Here is a 16,823-nt window from a genome sequence, read left to right as displayed (position 1 = left end):
CCGTTGGTGAGGGGGGACGAATATGGGTATAGGGATTAGTTTGTGTATGATCGTGAAGGATGAAGCCGGGTCACTCCAGCGGTGCTTGAATGCAGTCAGGGATGTTGTGGATGAGATCATCATTGTGGATACCGGATCGGTGGATAATACAATCGAAATTGCCCGCCTTCATGGTGCCGTTGTAATCCGAACGGAATGGAACGGAGATTTCAGTGAAGCCCGTAATCTGTCGCTGGCGGCTGCTACGAAACCGTGGATTCTGGTGCTTGATGCGGATGAGGTATGGGTACAGACCCCTCAGATGAAGACTGAACTCGTGCAGTTGTTAGCGGCAAGCAAGGACAACGTATGGGGGTACTGGATACAGGTCACGAGTCTGTTGGGTATGTCTGGTGAAGAGCGTGTGACAGATGCGGTGTGTCGTTTGTTCCGAAATGATCCCCGAATTGCCTTTCAGGGCAGAATTCATGAAGAGATTGCTTCGTCCATCATGGCACTGGCTCCGCAAGGTGTGCTGCATTCTGGACTTGAAGTCATTCATTACGGATATCTGGAGCAGGCGATTACCACCAAAAATAAAGGCGCACGGAATATGCAGTTGATTCGTTCCGCGTTGAATCAGGAGGGCGATCAACCGGAGTTGTTATATGCTCTGGCTGCCGAATGGTTTCAGCAAGCGAAGTATGATGAAGCACTCCGGTTGTTGCAGCCATTATTGGCACAGCTTACGCCGGAGTGTGGATATCACTCGGATCTGGTGCTGAAAACGGCTTACGCCTGGCGAGAGATTGGCAGTCCAGAACGGGCGCTTGCTGTAGTGGAAGCATGGGCGCCCGTGTATGAGGATTTCCCGGATTTGCTGGAGCTTGGTGCTGTACTAGAACTGGATCAAGGGAGAGAGGATGTGGCCTTGAACTGGTTAAAACAGGCTAAATCAGCTGCTTCTACAGCCAGCAGGTATACATCAGTCTCTGGTGCTGGAACCTACCGTAGCCTGACACTGGAAGGCATGGCATATGAGCGGGCTAGCCGCTGGGCAGAGGCAGAAGCCGCATACACGGCGGCGCTGGTCCTGCAACCCGGCAGCATGGCTACATGGCAGCGGCTATTGTTGCTGGCCGCAGCTACAGGGCGGCCGCAAGCCATCGCCAGCGCAGCCGCTGGGGTAAGCTTGCCGCCTGCGGCATGGCAAGCGTTGATCCCGACCGCGCTTGCCGCGCATCGGCCGGAGTGGCTGCTACGCCATGCGGCGGCGCTTGCTGGCCCGCTGCGGGCACAGCCGCTGGCCGCCGGGCTTGCGCTGGCCCAGCTGGGCGAGGACGCCGCAGCTCGGGCGGCTTTGCAGCCCTGGGCGGCGCATGCGCAGCACGGGCCAGAGGCGGCGCTCGCGCTGTGGGCGCTGGGCCACAAGCAGCCCGGCGGGCGCAACGCCCGAGCGGCGGCTCGCCAGCAGGCAGCGCTGCCTGCTGCGGCCCACGCCGCCGAGGCGCTGCTGCAGCGCGGGGCCTTGGCCGGCAGCAGCGGCCTGGCGGGCAACCCGCCCCGCGGCGCAACGCCCAGCGGCCCGGCCACGCCTGCGCCAGGCGACGTGCTCGCCGCTGCGCAAGCGCTCGCCGGCGTAGGCGCCTGGGCCGCATGGCTGCGCCTGCTGCAAGCCCTGCCGCCCCGCGGCGCGCTGGCGTTGCTCGCAGCGCTTCCGCCTGCGGCACGCTGCGGGCTGCTGCGCGCACCCGCGAGCGTCCGCGAAGGGCTGCTTGCGCTATGCTGCACGCCTGACGGCGCGCAGCAGCCCTACGCGGACGAAGTGCCCGCCTCGGAGCGCATCGCTCACACGCTCCTCGCTCACACGCTCCTCGCGGGCACGCTCGCGCTGCTCGCCGGGCGGCAGAACCAGGCACGTGAATGGGCCAAATCGGCCCAACTCACTGCGCGGCAATCTGCCGCCACAGGTCGCCCGGCGACGACAATCCCGCCGGGCCTGCACACCCTGCTGCGCCTGACATCACCCGGCGCAGCCTCTGCCAAAGAGTACACCAACCAGTGCAACATGTTACTGGTACACCTATAATTTCCTTTAATCTTTAATCTTTAATCTTTAATCTTTAATCACTAATCTCTTATTTCTAGTCTCTAGTCCCCAACCTCAATCCCCACATATTCCCGCAATAGCTCATCCCATTGAAAATGCAAAAGCAACGGAGCTACCGGTCATCGGAGCATTTCACGAACCGTGCATGCTTCCGTTGCCAATAGCTCGATCCCTCATCCCTTCGTTCCTTACTCTGTACTCAACGTAACCCAATTCGTCTCAACCTTTGCATATCACCGCTCGAAAACAGCGGATCGGCGTGCCGTACATATCAGACCAGATGGCATCGTCTGGCTCTTTCACGTTCAGCTTATCTTCAATGGTTAATCCGGTGACAGCCATGATTGTCTCCAGCAGATCAGGGCGCATCTCGGGGACATCGAAGGTAGCGATCAACTGTCCGTTTGGCTTCAGTACCCGGGCGAATTCCCGAAACGCCCGCAACATTGTGCCCGTATCCAGATGCTCCAGTACAGAGATACAGAACACCCGATCAAACTTACCAGACTCGTACGGAAGCTGGGCCAGATTAGCCTGTGCACGGTGCAATCGGACGAGAGTTGATTCCGGCAGATCCTGGGCGGCTTGCTCGCCAAAATCAGAAACAATATCCAGTCTTATCGCCTCTTCAGACAAAATACGTTCATCCCAGTCACAGGCATGAACCTCGCGGCAGTTCTCTGCAAGCCAGAATTTGAACGGATGGGAGATGCCGCAGGCTGCATCAAGGACCACATCGTCCGGACGTGCAAACCGCCGGGCCCATTCATATTCGTAGGGACGGCTCCACCATGCCGGATGCAGCGGGAAGACCAATGTGTCCGTTTTAGGGTCACTTTGCCGAATGTATCTTGATTCCATGAATTCCGTTGCCTTGGGCGTATCCATCATCCCCGAATTCCCTCCTTTAATCCTGTCTCTGCCAAAAAAGATTCCAACACCGTGCTCCACCGGCTCCGCCACCTGGCAAGATCATAGGACAGTGCAGTCTCGCGCGCATAGATTCCCAGTCGTTCTCTCTCGGCCCGGTCCTGTACAAGACGAACCAGTGCAGCGGTTAGTTCCTGCTCACCAGGAGGTACCAATAGCCCGTTAAACCCATCCTGAATCAGATCATTCAATCCGCCAACATTGGAGGCAATTACCGGAAGTCCACAGCTCATCGCTTCTAGACAGGCATAGGAGGTGCCCTCTGAGAAAACGGTTGGAATCACGGCGATATCTGCCTGATGGTAGGCCTCCCGAATATCCCGGAAATCATACGTGCGCTGATTAATTCGCTCCGCATGTGGATGAGTACGATGCCAATAACGAAAGGCTCTTCCGACCGTACTGCCTTCGACCAGTTCCCCGGCAAATTCAATCTCCAGATCCGGAAAGGCTCCAAGTAGTTTATCTGCCGCCAGCATCATTGGAATAATACCCCGTTCCATGCTGATGCGGCGTGGATAGATAATGCGAATTGGGCGGGGAGAGGTCACACGGGCCTCCACAGTTTTCTTTTCTCCCTGCCCTTGAATCGGACCATTAACCTGATGCTCAGCATTTGCTTCTGCTAGAATATCTGTAGCCCAATCCTTTGAATTTCGGTGGTTATGAGCAAACCTATACGATTCGCCATCTGCCTCGACTTCTTCCAGTTTCGATAACTGTAAATGGAGTTCTACCGTTCCTTTCCCCTCTCGTTCTTGACCGCTATCTGTATCCCCACCTCCATCTCTGTTAGCCTTACCACTGCTAGCTCCAGCACCACTTGTTACAGCCTTGCCTTCTACAGCTTGCACCCCTGATATAACTGCTCCAACATTTTCTTCATGACTCGCCAGATCATTCTTCCATGCGACAAGCCATTCGTCTTCCTGTTCTTGCTCGAAGGTCCGTGTTGGTGGGGCAGGTGTGAAATAGGACGTATCCACTGCATTGGGAATCAGGACAACCTGTTTTGGATCGGTATAGGTGCATGCAGCTCGGCAAAAGGTCTGGAAATGAGAATCCACCGATACAATGCGCACGAGTCCATCCAGAGCCAGCTGAATGTGTTCTGCTACTTGTTGTTTTGTCTCTAGTGGCAGTCCGGGACGATCCCAGTTAATGCCGTGACAGATGCCAAGACTGCCGGGTTTGTAGGTGATGGGTTGCCACAGACAGCTGGCATAGATCACTGGGCCGCGCGCTGCGGCTGCCATCCGGTCAAAGGCTTCCGGTACATTATCCATGTCGTACGAATAACCAAATACGTCAATCTGCTCCGTCCGAGTCTGGAATGCTTCAAAATAGGACAGCTGATGAACCTCGGGAATATGCCCGAGTCCTCGGATGACACTGCACAGATCCAGAATATAGCGTTCCAGTCCACCCCCAAATACACGACCGAATTCCCGGTTGTACCCGTCGGTGAAACTATGCGTCAGAATACTCACCACGCCCATCTCACGGTCCCTCCTTCCAGGGAATCAGCCGAGGTTCCGGATCAAGGATCGACTCGTAATGTGCAAGATTGCCCCACTCACCGCTAGGATCAATGCGCTTGTAACGCAAATATTTACGAACCCGGTCCTCCAGACTGCCGGCCCAGCCGAGATGCTGAACCTTCAGTTCCGTGCTGACCCCAGGCAATACAGTGCAGGACAAGGGAAGACGAGGAACGTGATGATTCTGTTGTGGATAAAAATAAGGATATCCAGGCATATACCGTACAAGTGAAGCGGTATGCCGTTTGTGCAGAGACCAGAGATCATCTTCCCGGTAGTGGGTCCGGCCACCCCACATGTCGTAGAATCGAAATGCAAACCAGTCCGCATACTCCTGATTAATCAGAGTGCGTATGGCTTTCTTGGTCTCTGAGCTGTACAGCTCATCCGCATCAACTGAAAGCAACCAGTCTGGATGTGTACCCGCCGCCGCTTGCCATAAGGTGTTGCGAAGGCGCCATTCCTCGGCGAACAGTGGTTTCTCCAATACCTCCAGACGGACCACCTTTGGATAGGCTTTACATATGTCCGGTGTTCCGTCTGTGCTGGCATCGTCCACAATCACGATCTCATCCACGAACTCACTCAGATCATGCAATACTTCTTCAAGGTATCGGCCGCGTTCATTGCGAACCTGGAGCATGGCGGTCAGCTTGTTGCCTTTGCTTTTGCGAACCCGACGAATGGAGAAGGGCTCTTTGAATACACTTGTTTCCTCTTGTGTTATAGCTGCACTCTGTTCTTCCTGACCTTGTGTGTCGCCCCAGTGATGCACTTGGCTTCGGATGTCCTGCGTTGGTTGTGCATGATCAGGGGTGTGATCTCCATTTTCCAATGCGTCTGTATGTGTTCGATCGGCTGTTTCGGTTGGCGTGTAAGTGGTTTCGGTTCGGATATTCCTGTGCACCATTGGCCCATTCAACTGTTGTCTACGCTTCTTTGGGTCCAGCATCATGGCACCTCCCCAAGCAATTGCTGTACAGCATGATCCAACAGCTCCAGCTCGACAATCCGGGCCAGCGCATCTTCATCCTCCAGTGCCGTTTCGAGATAATGTCGGACTGCCCCGTGCCGTTCCCCTCGCAGTGCCAGCGCACTGCCGGATAATTGCTGATAATCCCGGCGACTGGCATCATCCTGAATATCGACTGCATGCACCAGAGCGAGTGCCTCTTCCACACGTCCTGTCTCCTGATATATGCGGAATTTCCAATGTCTCGCGGTTTCTCCGCCAAGTTCGTCCAGGATGCGCAGCGCGGTTCCGTAATCATCGTTAATACGCAGCAATTCCGCTCGTACAAGTTGATCTTCTCCCGCCTCCAGCCAGCGACATAACTGTTCATAATGATGCCGTTCCTGTTCATCGGATGCGCTAATTCCGTACACTCGCAGGGCGTCCTCCAACTCTCCAGCCCGGGCATGAATGGCAGACAGGAATCGATAATGGGAGATCACACAATCACTGCGACCATTCATGACCGCATGGGTGAAGGCCTCTTGCAACGAATGGACGGCCCGCGGATCTTCAAGCAAGTACTCATAGGCTGCCAGCAAAAAGGATATCGTCTCATGTGGGCCTGCTTTGGCTCGGAGCTGTCGGTAGAAGTCGGCACGTACACTGCATTGAAGCAGGGTGACGCTATCCGGAGTGCCTGACAAGACCTGCCGCAGCGCATGCAGGAAGAACAGTTCGTAGTCCCGGAGAGGGACTTCGAGATCATCCTTTTGCATCGTACCCGCAGGTGCAGGGTCTTCGCCGCCCAGCCAGATAACACGTACGCCTTGGAATAACAGCTTCATATAACGTGTCTCGGAGGATGTGCCTACCAGATCGGCGATGCCGACCAGTTTGGAAATACTGCTCTCCCATAGGGGAGAAGATGATTCTTCCCCAGCGGGCTCAGGGAGCAGGGCGAAACATAGCTCCGGCTCCAGCGAGGCTGTAGCCATAAGCCAGTAGGGATGGGCGACTACGGCTACGGTGCTAGGTTCCAGCAATAGCTGCTCGGCTTCAGGGAGGGAGATGACAGTGATGACCGGAGGTACATCTTCTGTTTGCGTCAGGCTACTGACATAGAAGACCTCTCCCTCGATCGACAGCAGTGCAGCAATATCGGGATAGGGAAAGGATGACCAGCCACCTTTGCGAGGGAAGAGAACATATCGGACAGGGGACTGTGCTGTACTGACCTTATCCAGGCTGGCTTCGGTGTCTTCACCTGGTAGTGGTGCAGGTTTTTCCATGAATAGTTCACCTCACCTTGACTGTAATATGGAGCGTCATTCGCTCTGCATGTGTTTCATGCTTTCACTTCATATGTAAAGCCCTCACGGTACTTCGCATGATATGCCTGAGACTAACATATGGGCATTCCGTCCCAAACATGAGTATCTTCCATGAATAGATGCAGTTGGCAAGCTGTGATAATAGGCTGAATTTTATCTTTTGTGTGACTAGGATCACTTTTTTTTGCTCTAGAGACGAAGATTGTGATAATTCTCACATGTATAAAATAGGTAATCTGGCACAATACGTTCATCAACGTATTTGGCGGACAGACAGCGAAGGTGCAGCTTCAATGCCAAATACGCATACTGCGAAGTGAACAGAAAGAAGGGGTAACGGTATGGATCCGATTATGTTATCGCGTATCCAATATGCACTTACAACGATTTTCCATTTCTTTTTTGTCCCGCTATCCATCGGTCTTGTGCTGTTGGTTGCGATTATGGAGACGTTGTACGTTGTTAAGGGGAAGGAGATTTACAAAACGATGGCCAAGTTCTGGGGCAAGCTGTTCCTGATTAACTTTGCCGTCGGGGTAGTCACAGGTATTTTGCAAGAGTTCCAGTTCGGTATGAACTGGTCCGAGTACTCCCGATTTGTCGGGGATGTGTTCGGTGCGCCACTGGCTATTGAAGCGCTACTGGCGTTTTTTATGGAGTCTACATTTATTGGTTTGTGGATATTCGGATGGGATCGTTTGTCCAAAAAAGTGCATCTGGCCTGCATCTGGCTGGTGTTTGTCGGCACATTCCTGTCCGCGCTGTGGATTCTGGCAGCCAATTCATTTATGCAGCATCCTGTCGGGTTTGAGATTAACAACGGCCGAGCCGAGATGAATGATTTCTTTGCACTCATCACGAATGGTCAGCTTCTCGTCGAATTCCCACATACTATTTTTGGGGCATTGATGACAGGGGCTTTTGTCGTAACCGGGATCAGTGCTTACAAATTGATGAAAAAGCAGGATGTGGAGATCTTCCGCAAATCGTTTAATATCGCAATCATTATCGCTCTTGTTTCCTCGTTTGGTGTAGCTTTCTCCGGACACTTCCAGGCTCAATATCTCGTGGAGACACAGCCGATGAAGATGGCAGCCAGTGAAGGCACATGGACAACGACAGAAGATCCGGCACCATGGACAGTGGTCGCTTTTATCGATCCGGATAAACAGGAGAGTACGGGTGAGATCAAAATCCCTGGATTGCTCAGTTACCTGTCCTACAGCAAGTTCTCCGGTAGTGTCAAAGGCATGAAGGAGCTTCAAGCTGAGTATGAACAGACGTATGGACCGGGGGACTATATCCCGCCAGTACGGACAACGTTCTGGAGTTTCCGTATCATGATTGCAGCGGGTGGTTTGATGATTGCACTGGCGCTATACGGTACGTTCCTAGCCATGCGTAAGAAGCTGGAGGTCGCTGGAAAGTGGTTTATGCGTCTGATGGTATTCGCCATAACTTTGCCGTTTATCGCTAATACGTCTGGTTGGATCATGACCGAGGTTGGCAGGCAGCCGTGGACGGTATTTGGTTATATGACAACCGAAGCCGGGGTCTCACCGAATGTATCCGCAGGAATGATCCTGTTCTCGACCATTGCGTTCACAGCTGCGTATACGGTTCTCGGTATCGTGATGGTATACCTGTTCGTACGTGAGATCAAGGCAGGGCCGTTTGCGGTCGAGAAGCCAGAAGATCACGATGAATCGGCCGATCCGTTCGGCGTGGATGGAGGTTATTCCGTTGTCACTAAGTGAGTTGTGGTTTTTGCTGATTGCCGTATTGTTTGTTGGTTTCTTCTTTTTGGAAGGTTTTGATTTTGGTGTGGGGATGTCTACAGGTATTATCGCCAAAACAGATCGTGAACGCCGGACCCTGATCAACTCGATTGGTCCGTTCTGGGATGGTAATGAAGTATGGCTGATTACGGCAGGGGGCGCGATGTTTGCTGCCTTCCCGCACTGGTATGCCACATTGTTCAGTGGTTTTTACCTGCCACTTGTAGTGGTGTTACTCGCCTTGATTGGTCGCGGAGTTGCTTTCGAATTCCGCAGTAAAATGAAACAGCAGCGCTGGCGCAAAACGTGGGACATCATCATTGTTGTCTCCAGCGCGCTCTTGCCTTTCCTATTCGGCGTGGTCTTTGCCACATTGATGAAAGGTCTGCCCATTGATGGGGAGATGCAGCTGCGTGCAGGATTCCTCGATATTGTTAATCCGTACACCGTGATTGGTGGCTTGAGCGTAACCCTGCTGTGTCTGGTTCATGGATTGCTGTTTGCATCACTACGAACAGTAGGTGATCTCAGAGAGCGTGCCTTGAATACAGCGCAAAAATTAATGCTGCCGCTGGCTGCACTGCTCGCTGTTTACGCGTTAATGACGTATTTCATGACCGATGTGTTCGCCGTACGCGGCTGGGCTCTTTGGATTATGGTTGTACTCGGCGCAGTTTCGCTTGCACTTGCGGCATACTTTGTTCGTCAGAAGCGTGAAGGCTGGGCTTTTGGGATGACTGGGGCAGTGATTGCAATTGCCTTTGCCTCGGTCTTTATCGGACTTTTCCCAAGAGTGATGGTGAGTTCCTTTGGGGCGGCATATGATCTGACTGTATACAATGCCGCATCCGGCGCTTATTCATTGAAAGTAATGACAATTGTAGCTTGCACATTGCTGCCGTTTGTTCTTGGCTATCAGATCTGGAGTTATTATATCTTCCGCAAACGTCTGAACGAGCAGCACCACCTGGAGTACTGATATGGGACGGGGGCTAATGAAGCTGCCGGGCATCCGGCCGGTACTTGCGCTGGCATCAGCGCTGGTGCTGCTACAGGCGATGACGATCATTATGCAAGCCAAATGGCTGGCACAGGCCATCACTGCATTGTTTGAAGGTTCATCCGTAACGGAGCAGTACCCTGTACTGCTGCTGTTCCTGGCTGCTTTTGCCGCCCGCTACGCCCTATCCTTCTGGTTACAACTCGTGACTTCACGATATGCGGAGAGGACAGGGACCGATCTGCGCAGAAAGATGGTGGAGCAGTGGTTCAGACTCGGGCCGCGTTATGCCAAGACAGAGGGCACAGGCCATCTGGTTACACTGGCACGTGAGGGAACAGCTCAATACAAGACGTATCTCGAACTATTCATTCCTCGTATGCTGGGCATAGGATTCACACCTATCGTCATTTTGCTGTATGTATTTAAGCTGGATCTGATGTCCGGGGTTATTCTGATGCTGACTCTCCCAATACTGATCGTGTTCATGATTCTGATTGGCCTCGCTGCGCAGCGGAAGATAGATGGACAATTCCGATCCTACAAAGCGCTCGCTAACCATTTTGTTGATACCCTGCGGGGGCTGGAAACGCTGAAAACGTTGGGACAGAGCAAAACACACGAAGGGTCCATTCTGCGGGTCAGTCAGCGGTATCGGAAGGCAACGATGTCCACCCTGCGCATGGCTTTTCTTTCTTCGTTTGCACTCGACTTCTTCACGATGCTGTCCGTTGCTTCTGTGGCAGTTGGTCTGGGATTACGTCTGACGGAAGGGCATATGCTGCTTGGCCCTGCGCTGACGGTACTCATTCTCGCTCCCGAATATTTCCTGCCTGTACGTATGCTCGGCGCTGATTACCATGCCACATTGGACGGTAAGGAAGCCGGAGCGGCTATCAACCAAGTGATTGAACGGGGGAAAGTTGCCGAACAGAAACAAAAAGAAGCCTATGCAAATGTTGTTGCACATCCCGTTACGGCAGAGGATGAGGCTAGATCTACACCATCATTATCTTTGGGTAAAAGGAAAGCCGCTACTTCGACCATACGTGTCGTGTTGAATGATAAAACGGCTGCGGGGCATCTTGCTCCTGATTCTGCTCCTGATCCTGCTTCTGTTTCTACTACTCCTGAGCTTGTTTCTTCCTCTTCCTCAGTGTTCTCTTGGAATGAGAATAGTAGATTGGCTCTAACGGATGTACAGGTACGGCATGATGATGAAGGTCCTTATTCGCTAAAGGATGTCACATTTCAGATTACAGGTCTCGGCAAAATCGGTATTATTGGCGCCAGCGGAGCAGGCAAGTCCACGTTGATTGATGTGTTGGCTGGTTTCCAATTGCCTACGTCGGGTCAAGTTTTGGCTAACGGACAGCCAGTTACATCGGATATGCTCGAATCCTGGCGAAGACAGACGGCAGCTATCCCGCAGCATCCGTATATCTTTAGTGGAAGTCTGGCCGATAACGTTCGTTTCTACATGCCGGAGGCTTCGGATGCGGAGGTGGCTAAGGCCATTAGCGCAGCTGGATTAACCAAGCTGCTGTCCTCATTATCCGGTGGGTTGCATGAGCCTATTGGGGCTGGCGGCAGACAGCTCAGTGGTGGGCAGGAGCAACGGGTGGCGCTGGCAAGAGCCCTGCTTAGTAAACGGAACATCCTGCTGCTTGATGAACCGACAGCTCATCTGGATGTGGAAACAGAGTATGAATTGAAACAGACGATGATGCCACTGTTTGAAGGAAAACTTGTATTTTTGGCTACCCATCGCCTGCACTGGATGCCGCATATGGATCGAATTATTGTCATGGATGGCGGCACAGTGGCAGAGACGGGAACACATCAGGAATTACTGGCACGACAAGGTGTATATTATCAGATGATTCAGGCCCAGATGGAGGCGATATAAAATGAAGTCCGGATATGAACATATGGAGACCGTCCGTAACGGAAAAGAAAAAAATAGCTGGATTGCTCCGTATGTGGCACAGTACCAGTGGAGATTCATCGCAGTCATTGCGCTAGGCACTTGTGCTGCACTGTGTGCGGTACTGCTGCTGTTTACCTCCGGATTTCTGATCTCCAAGTCTGCACTGCGTCCTGAAAACATTTTGATGGTGTATGTACCTATTGTTGGGGTACGTGCATTTGGGATATTCCGTGCCGTCTTTCGATATATTGAACGATTGGCAGGACATGATGCCGTACTGCGTGTGTTGGCCGATCAACGGGTGAAGTTATATCGCATTCTGGAGCCACAGGCCCTGTTCCTGCGCTCTCGTATGCAGACCGGAGATGTACTCGGAGCACTCGCCGATGATGTGGAGCGGTTGCAGGATATCTATCTGCGCACCGTTTTTCCCGCCGTCACCGCGCTTGTGATGTACGGTGGGACTGTGATCGCCTTTGGCAGTGTTGATCTGGGATTTGCGGTGTGGATGGGCTTGTATATGTTATTTCTCGTTGCCGTGTTACCTGCGATTTCCCTGAAAGTGACGTGGAAATGGCGTGTACGGCTGAAAAAGGAAAATAGCAGGTTGTATACCCGTCTGACCGACGGTGTGCTTGGACTGGGGGATTGGCTTGCAAGTGGGCGAGCCGCGGAATTTGTTCAGCAGCAGGAAGAGGAGGAAGAACATGTCGACGCGGTTCGTCGCAAATTGCGGCGCTGGACACGCTGGCGTGATCTGATGGCTCAGTGTGTCATTGGCCTGATGGTATTATCGGTTACGTTATGGGCCGGAAATGCTGCTTCTATCGGGCAATTACCTGCCGTGATGATTGCTGCTTTTGTGCTGGTGTTATTTCCACTTACGGAATCACTTCTGCCTGTAGGGGATGCAGTGGAGCATCTTCCACAATATCGGGAATCGCTGGACCGCTTGAAACAGCTGGAAGGGAAAGAGCATCTTCCGGTGCAGCATGGAGCGGACGATGTTGACAGGACGGGCGAATCAATCTCTGTAGTAAAAAACGGCAACCTGATGGCTAGGCAGCCATCGGAGTCCTTACCAACTGCGAATGATACCCCGGACAGACGAATTCGTCTTCGCATTCCGCCCAAACTCAGAGCAGACATCGAGATCAATCACGTTAGTTACCGCTATGCATCTGATGATACTTATGCCGTACAGGATGTATCCCTTCATCTGCCACAAGGCAAACGTCTGGCTATTCTTGGACGAAGCGGCGGCGGCAAATCAACCTTGTTGAAGCTGATTCAGGGGGCTTTGCGTCCATCTGGGGGGAAAGTTCTGATCAATAATATGCCTGTGCAAACCTTGGGTGAGAGTGTCACTGATGTCATCGCGGTGCTGAATCAGAGCCCTCACCTGTTCGACACCACGGTGGCGAATAATTTGCGGATCGGGCGTCCGCATGCAACGGATGAGGAGATTCGTCAGGTGGCCGCGCAAGTAGGTTTATCTGGTCTGATTGAGTCTTTACCGCAGGGGTATGATACGCCGATGCTGGAGACAGGTCTGCGTTTCTCCGGTGGGGAAAGGCAACGAATTGCACTGGCACGGGTACTGCTCCGGGAGACACCTGTTATTATATTGGATGAACCAACCGTTGGGCTTGATCCTGTGACTGAACGCGAGTTGATGCGAACCATTCTGGATAGCTTGCAAGGCAAAACGATGATCTGGGTCACCCATCACCTGATTGGTGCGGAACAGATGGACGAACTTATTTTTATGGAAAATGGAAAGATTGCCATGCAGGGTTCTCACGAACAATTGCTGGCTGGGGAAGAGCGATACCGGCGTCTCATTGAACTTGATCGGCCGGGGTGGACAGGTCGGCAGCAACAAGAAAAACCGTTGCCACCCGTAGCTTCCAGATAAGTGTGAGACTTTGAGCGCCTGAGGTTTAAGATATGTGGATACTGCTTACCAGTCCAGATGGTTGAACCGAACTGTTATACATGAATTATCAATATAGCGAAATGACACCGAATGAGTGCGGAATGAGCACTTAACCATATAAGCATAACAAAGAGACGAGCCAAGAAATCTTGGACTCGTCTCTTTTTACATTCCTTATATTGCGGATACTTACATCTCTACCAGCATCAATATGATGGAGGAAAGGCACAGACATGTGCTGACGAGATAGAGCACAGCAACAACCTGTTTATGATTCAATCCGGCACGCAGCAGTCGATAGTGTGCTTGACTCGCATCAGCCTGGTAGATCGCTTTACCTTGAATGAAACGTTTGATAACGACAAAGATGTTGTCGAAGATCGGTACACCGAGCGCCAAAATCGGAATGAAGATGGACAACATGGTTGCTTGTTTGAATGCACCATCCAGAGCGATAACCGCCAAAATGAAGCCAAGGAACGTAGCACCTGCATCACCCATGAACACTTTGGCAGGAGCTTTGTTGTACTTCAGATAACCAATCGTCACACCGACCAGAATGATCGACATGAGTGCGGAATCCGTTTGACCTTTGGCAATGGCCACGATGAACAGGGTAATCGCCGAGATGGCCGATAATCCGCCAGCAAGTCCGTCCATGCCGTCCGAGAAGTTGATGACGGTTGTCACACCGAAGATCCACAGGATCGTGAGAATGAATTGCAGCCAGATCGGAAGCATGACATATTCCGCATTAAAAGGATTCACGAATCCGGTGAACGCAATGCCAGAAGCAAATACGAGTACTGCCGCAGAGACCTGTACGAGCATCTTGGGCAGGGCAGGAAAATCTTTGCCTTTTGTTTTGTACCAGTCGTCGACGGTACCAATCGTTAGCAGAAGCATACCACCAGCGACCAGAGCCGCTGTTTCCCATGTGATTTCTTTCGTCAGAGCAATGTATGTCAGGAAAAATCCAGTAAATATCGCGTAACTCGCCGTGAGCGGGATAGGTTGCCTGTGCAGCTTACGCTCCACATCTTCCCGGGGCTTGTCCACAAAATCGAGCCGGTGAGCCAGTCGACCAAGCGGCGGAATAAGCAGAACCACGACAGCAAAAGACACTATAAAAGCCAGTATGTATACCATAAACTCGCTTGTTTCACTCCCATCTACCAATTTCCCCTTATTATACGAGTTAAACAGGAAATCTGTCGATGTCATTATTGTAACCAGACACACGTCAAGGTGAGCAAAAGTTCAGGTTTTATCACATTTGAGGAAGATAGGAGCCAAAATAATGTTTTACGGCTTCTGCATGATATCCATCATCACCTTGCCAGGTTGCTGCAAAGACGAAATCGCTGGAACCACCTTTGCGTTTTCTCGGTTTATCTCCAGGAACCAGTATGCCGGCTGCCGCCCAAATTTCCAACAGGGCATCGCGCTCCTGTTTGCTCGAAGGGAAGAGATCCTTCCACTTTTTCTCAAGTGTGCGAGCACTGTCTTTGGGGTCTTCCGTCTGCGCTGTTTCAAGCAGGTTGACCAGGATGGTTTGGTCTTCAGGAGTTACTTCATAGTTTGCATCGTTGTCCTGAAGCAGTAATTCCAGATCCATCAGGCAATAGATAAGCCAGCCGTGACGCACGCCGCCCCACTTGATCCGTTCAAAGTTCAAGACGTTCAAGTCGACATTGGAATAATCCTTGTCTGACTGTAAGCGTAGGAAATTACAATCCCCACAGGCACTCGTATTAGGGTGAAGGGCAGGGCGTTCCGCATAGGTATGCAAAGGCATCTTCGACGTTAAAGCCCAGCTGGATAATGCGCTGCGTAGATAGATTTTTTTGGTGGACAGACTATGTAAAAAGGCCGAAATTACCCGTTCTTTAAACGAGTCATCCTGATGCATGTCGTACAGACGCTGGACAATCTCGTCATGCGTGATCGTAAGTGGATCGAACATAACACCTTTACTTTTGGCATATTCAAATTCCTCCCCGGAGAAGGGTAGAGAGGTAGTTTTCCAGCCCCCACCTCCCCAGAAGGTGCTCAGCAGTATCTTTGCTGCCTTTTTGTCCATACGGTTAGCCTCCTTTATGGAATTGCGATTATGATGAAAGTAGTTCTTCTATCGATCCCAGACCTGCTTACTTTAATGTACGTATTCCTCGGTTGTATTCAGAATCATCTCGACGAGGCCTGGAAAACGTGCGTTTAGTTCTTCCTTTCGTAGGGAATAAAAGTGCTGTTTACCTTCAATGCGCGGCTGAATCACGCCAGCTTCACGTAAAATTTTGATGTGATGGGACAACGTGGATTTGGAAATATGGTCTACTTCGAAGGCTGAACAGTTTTTCTCGCCAGAGCTGGCCAGACAGTGTGCAATTTTCATGCGGATCGGATCACCCAATGCATTGCAGACCGTGGTCAGCTTCAGTTCCGAAGCCATAGGTATTGTTGGAGTTCTCATATCTATGACGTTAGCATAATCGGCTTTCTCTTTCAATGTTTGAAATATTTCGAACTATCTCTTGCGGGGAGTATAAGAAGTATGTTACATTTCTTTTCAGTTAGTTCGAAAATATTCGAACTGAAAGATTGGAAAACGGCTTTTTATTCTAGGAGGAATATAAATGAGTACTACAAATACCACTACGATGTTGAACAACTATTTCCGTTTATTTGATGCTTCACGTACAGATGAGCGCGCCATGCAGGATTTATTGTCCCTGTTTACACCTGACGCAGAGATTGTGCTTAACGGCAGCAGTCGAACAGGATTCGACGGTTTCATGAAAGCTTTCTACGAGTATAATAAGGATGTAAAACATATGTGGGACGCGTGGGTGCAACAGCCCGACGGCAGCTACCAGACCAACTGGGCAGTATGCGGACAAGCGGCAGACGGAACGGTATATGCCAAAGCAGGCATTGATATCGCGCGTGTAAATGATGCGGGGCAGATTGTGTATCTGGAGAATGTACAAGCCGACCAGAATGCGTTCAGCAAGTATAATCAGTAATAGCGCAGTGTAAATAAGTAATAATGCAACGTTTTAGGAAACGAAGCTCTGCAGTTTTTCAGCTGTGGGGCTTTTTTTTTGGTGGAATATTTAGTGATTTGAAAGGCGCTGAGAACGAGGGCTTCATCACTCTGGTAGCACAGTTTCTACAGGTAGATTGGTACACAAAAACTGTACATGAAAAAGACCGTCCCGCATGTTTTAAACATGGCGGGACGGTCCTTATGAACGTGCATAAGATGTACTCGCTAGAGCCGCAGATTATTCTGAGCCAGACGCAGCTTAGCAGGGGGGACAACTACAT

At 51.5% G+C, this 16,823-nt stretch carries 13 protein-coding genes; 6 read left to right on the top strand and 7 right to left on the bottom strand.

The window, feature by feature from the left end; genetic code table 11:
• Positions 1-46 precede the first annotated feature (46 nt).
• Positions 47-2,068: a glycosyltransferase family 2 protein gene (locus MKY87_RS14085; protein ID WP_340965019.1), complete on the top strand. Its 2,022-nt coding sequence runs from the start codon at positions 47-49 to the stop codon at positions 2,066-2,068.
• Between the two features lie 240 nt (positions 2,069-2,308).
• On the opposite strand, the gene MKY87_RS14080 is transcribed toward MKY87_RS14085, so the two are convergent.
• From MKY87_RS14080 to MKY87_RS14065, 4 genes are read right to left on the bottom strand one after another with little or no spacing between them, the layout of a single operon-like run.
• A complete protein-coding gene (locus MKY87_RS14080) occupies positions 2,309-2,980 on the bottom strand; it encodes a class I SAM-dependent methyltransferase (protein WP_340965016.1) in 672 nt (223 codons plus the stop codon).
• Entirely contained in the window at positions 2,977-4,518 is a 1,542-nt protein-coding gene (locus MKY87_RS14075) for a glycosyltransferase family 4 protein (RefSeq protein WP_340965014.1), read from the bottom strand. Before MKY87_RS14075 ends, MKY87_RS14080 begins: the two co-directional genes overlap by 4 nt.
• Before the next feature lies 1 nt (position 4,519).
• Positions 4,520-5,515, bottom strand: a complete 996-nt coding sequence (locus MKY87_RS14070; protein ID WP_340965011.1) for a glycosyltransferase — start codon at positions 5,513-5,515, stop codon at positions 4,520-4,522.
• Entirely contained in the window at positions 5,512-6,804 is a 1,293-nt protein-coding gene (locus MKY87_RS14065) for a tetratricopeptide repeat protein (protein WP_340965008.1), read from the bottom strand. The genes MKY87_RS14070 and MKY87_RS14065 overlap by 4 nt, the downstream gene beginning before the upstream one ends.
• A 383-nt stretch (positions 6,805-7,187) precedes the next feature.
• On the opposite strand from MKY87_RS14065, the gene MKY87_RS14060 reads away from it, so the two are divergent.
• Genes MKY87_RS14060 through cydC form a run of 4 tightly spaced genes read left to right on the top strand, consistent with a single transcriptional unit; the run spans position 7,188 to position 13,472 of the window.
• The gene (locus MKY87_RS14060) at positions 7,188-8,603 is read left to right on the top strand and encodes a cytochrome ubiquinol oxidase subunit I (protein ID WP_340965005.1); all 1,416 of its coding nucleotides are present in this window, start codon (positions 7,188-7,190) and stop codon (positions 8,601-8,603) included.
• Complete coding sequence (cydB, locus tag MKY87_RS14055; RefSeq protein WP_340965002.1) at positions 8,548-9,603, top strand: cytochrome d ubiquinol oxidase subunit II; 1,056 nt, start codon at positions 8,548-8,550, stop codon at positions 9,601-9,603. Before MKY87_RS14060 ends, cydB begins: the two co-directional genes overlap by 56 nt.
• A 1-nt stretch (position 9,604) precedes the next feature.
• Positions 9,605-11,533, top strand: a complete 1,929-nt coding sequence (cydD, locus tag MKY87_RS14050; protein WP_340964999.1) for a thiol reductant ABC exporter subunit CydD — start codon at positions 9,605-9,607, stop codon at positions 11,531-11,533.
• Between the two features lies 1 nt (position 11,534).
• Entirely contained in the window at positions 11,535-13,472 is a 1,938-nt protein-coding gene (gene cydC / locus MKY87_RS14045) for a thiol reductant ABC exporter subunit CydC (RefSeq protein ID WP_340964996.1), read from the top strand.
• Positions 13,473-13,682: 210 nt separating this feature from the next.
• On the opposite strand, the gene MKY87_RS14040 is transcribed toward cydC, so the two are convergent.
• The 3 genes from MKY87_RS14040 to MKY87_RS14030 all read right to left on the bottom strand — a co-directional run bounded on the left by MKY87_RS14040 (position 13,683) and on the right by MKY87_RS14030 (position 15,966).
• Positions 13,683-14,642 (bottom strand): MraY family glycosyltransferase, encoded by a 960-nt coding sequence (locus MKY87_RS14040; protein WP_340964993.1) that lies wholly within the window; start codon positions 14,640-14,642, stop codon positions 13,683-13,685.
• 121 nt (positions 14,643-14,763) lie between these two features.
• Positions 14,764-15,576 carry a hypothetical protein gene (locus tag MKY87_RS14035; protein ID WP_340964991.1) on the bottom strand — a complete coding sequence of 271 codons (813 nt, stop codon included), beginning with the start codon at positions 15,574-15,576 and terminating at the stop codon, positions 14,764-14,766.
• A gap of 72 nt (positions 15,577-15,648) precedes the next feature.
• The gene (locus MKY87_RS14030; RefSeq protein WP_340964989.1) at positions 15,649-15,966 is read right to left on the bottom strand and encodes an ArsR/SmtB family transcription factor; all 318 of its coding nucleotides are present in this window, start codon (positions 15,964-15,966) and stop codon (positions 15,649-15,651) included.
• Between the two features lie 163 nt (positions 15,967-16,129).
• Between MKY87_RS14030 and MKY87_RS14025 the strand changes: the two genes are divergently transcribed.
• A complete protein-coding gene (locus MKY87_RS14025) occupies positions 16,130-16,519 on the top strand; it encodes a nuclear transport factor 2 family protein (RefSeq protein ID WP_340964986.1) in 390 nt (129 codons plus the stop codon).
• The last annotated feature ends 304 nt before the right edge of the window (positions 16,520-16,823 follow it).

The sequence above is a fragment of the Paenibacillus sp. FSL R7-0198 genome, from assembly GCF_038000415.1.
Taxonomy (GTDB): Bacteria; Bacillota; Bacilli; order Paenibacillales; family Paenibacillaceae; genus Paenibacillus.
The sequence above is the reverse complement of the archived record's forward strand: the minus strand, read 5'-3'. Positions and strand labels throughout refer to the sequence as shown.

Coding starts and splice junctions, on each gene's coding strand:
- MKY87_RS14080 (WP_340965016.1), bottom strand. CDS start 2,980: ATGATGGATACGCCCAAGGCAACGGAATTCATGGAATCAAGATACATT.
- MKY87_RS14030 (WP_340964989.1), bottom strand. CDS start 15,966: ATGAGAACTCCAACAATACCTATGGCTTCGGAACTGAAGCTGACCACG.
- MKY87_RS14075 (WP_340965014.1), bottom strand. CDS start 4,518: ATGGGCGTGGTGAGTATTCTGACGCATAGTTTCACCGACGGGTACAAC.
- cydC (WP_340964996.1), top strand. CDS start 11,535: ATGAAGTCCGGATATGAACATATGGAGACCGTCCGTAACGGAAAAGAA.
- cydD (WP_340964999.1), top strand. CDS start 9,605: ATGGGACGGGGGCTAATGAAGCTGCCGGGCATCCGGCCGGTACTTGCG.
- MKY87_RS14085 (WP_340965019.1), top strand. CDS start 47: ATGATCGTGAAGGATGAAGCCGGGTCACTCCAGCGGTGCTTGAATGCA.
- MKY87_RS14040 (WP_340964993.1), bottom strand. CDS start 14,642: ATGGTATACATACTGGCTTTTATAGTGTCTTTTGCTGTCGTGGTTCTG.
- MKY87_RS14065 (WP_340965008.1), bottom strand. CDS start 6,804: ATGGAAAAACCTGCACCACTACCAGGTGAAGACACCGAAGCCAGCCTG.
- cydB (WP_340965002.1), top strand. CDS start 8,548: ATGAATCGGCCGATCCGTTCGGCGTGGATGGAGGTTATTCCGTTGTCA.
- MKY87_RS14070 (WP_340965011.1), bottom strand. CDS start 5,515: ATGATGCTGGACCCAAAGAAGCGTAGACAACAGTTGAATGGGCCAATG.
- MKY87_RS14025 (WP_340964986.1), top strand. CDS start 16,130: ATGAGTACTACAAATACCACTACGATGTTGAACAACTATTTCCGTTTA.
- MKY87_RS14060 (WP_340965005.1), top strand. CDS start 7,188: ATGGATCCGATTATGTTATCGCGTATCCAATATGCACTTACAACGATT.
- MKY87_RS14035 (WP_340964991.1), bottom strand. CDS start 15,576: ATGGACAAAAAGGCAGCAAAGATACTGCTGAGCACCTTCTGGGGAGGT.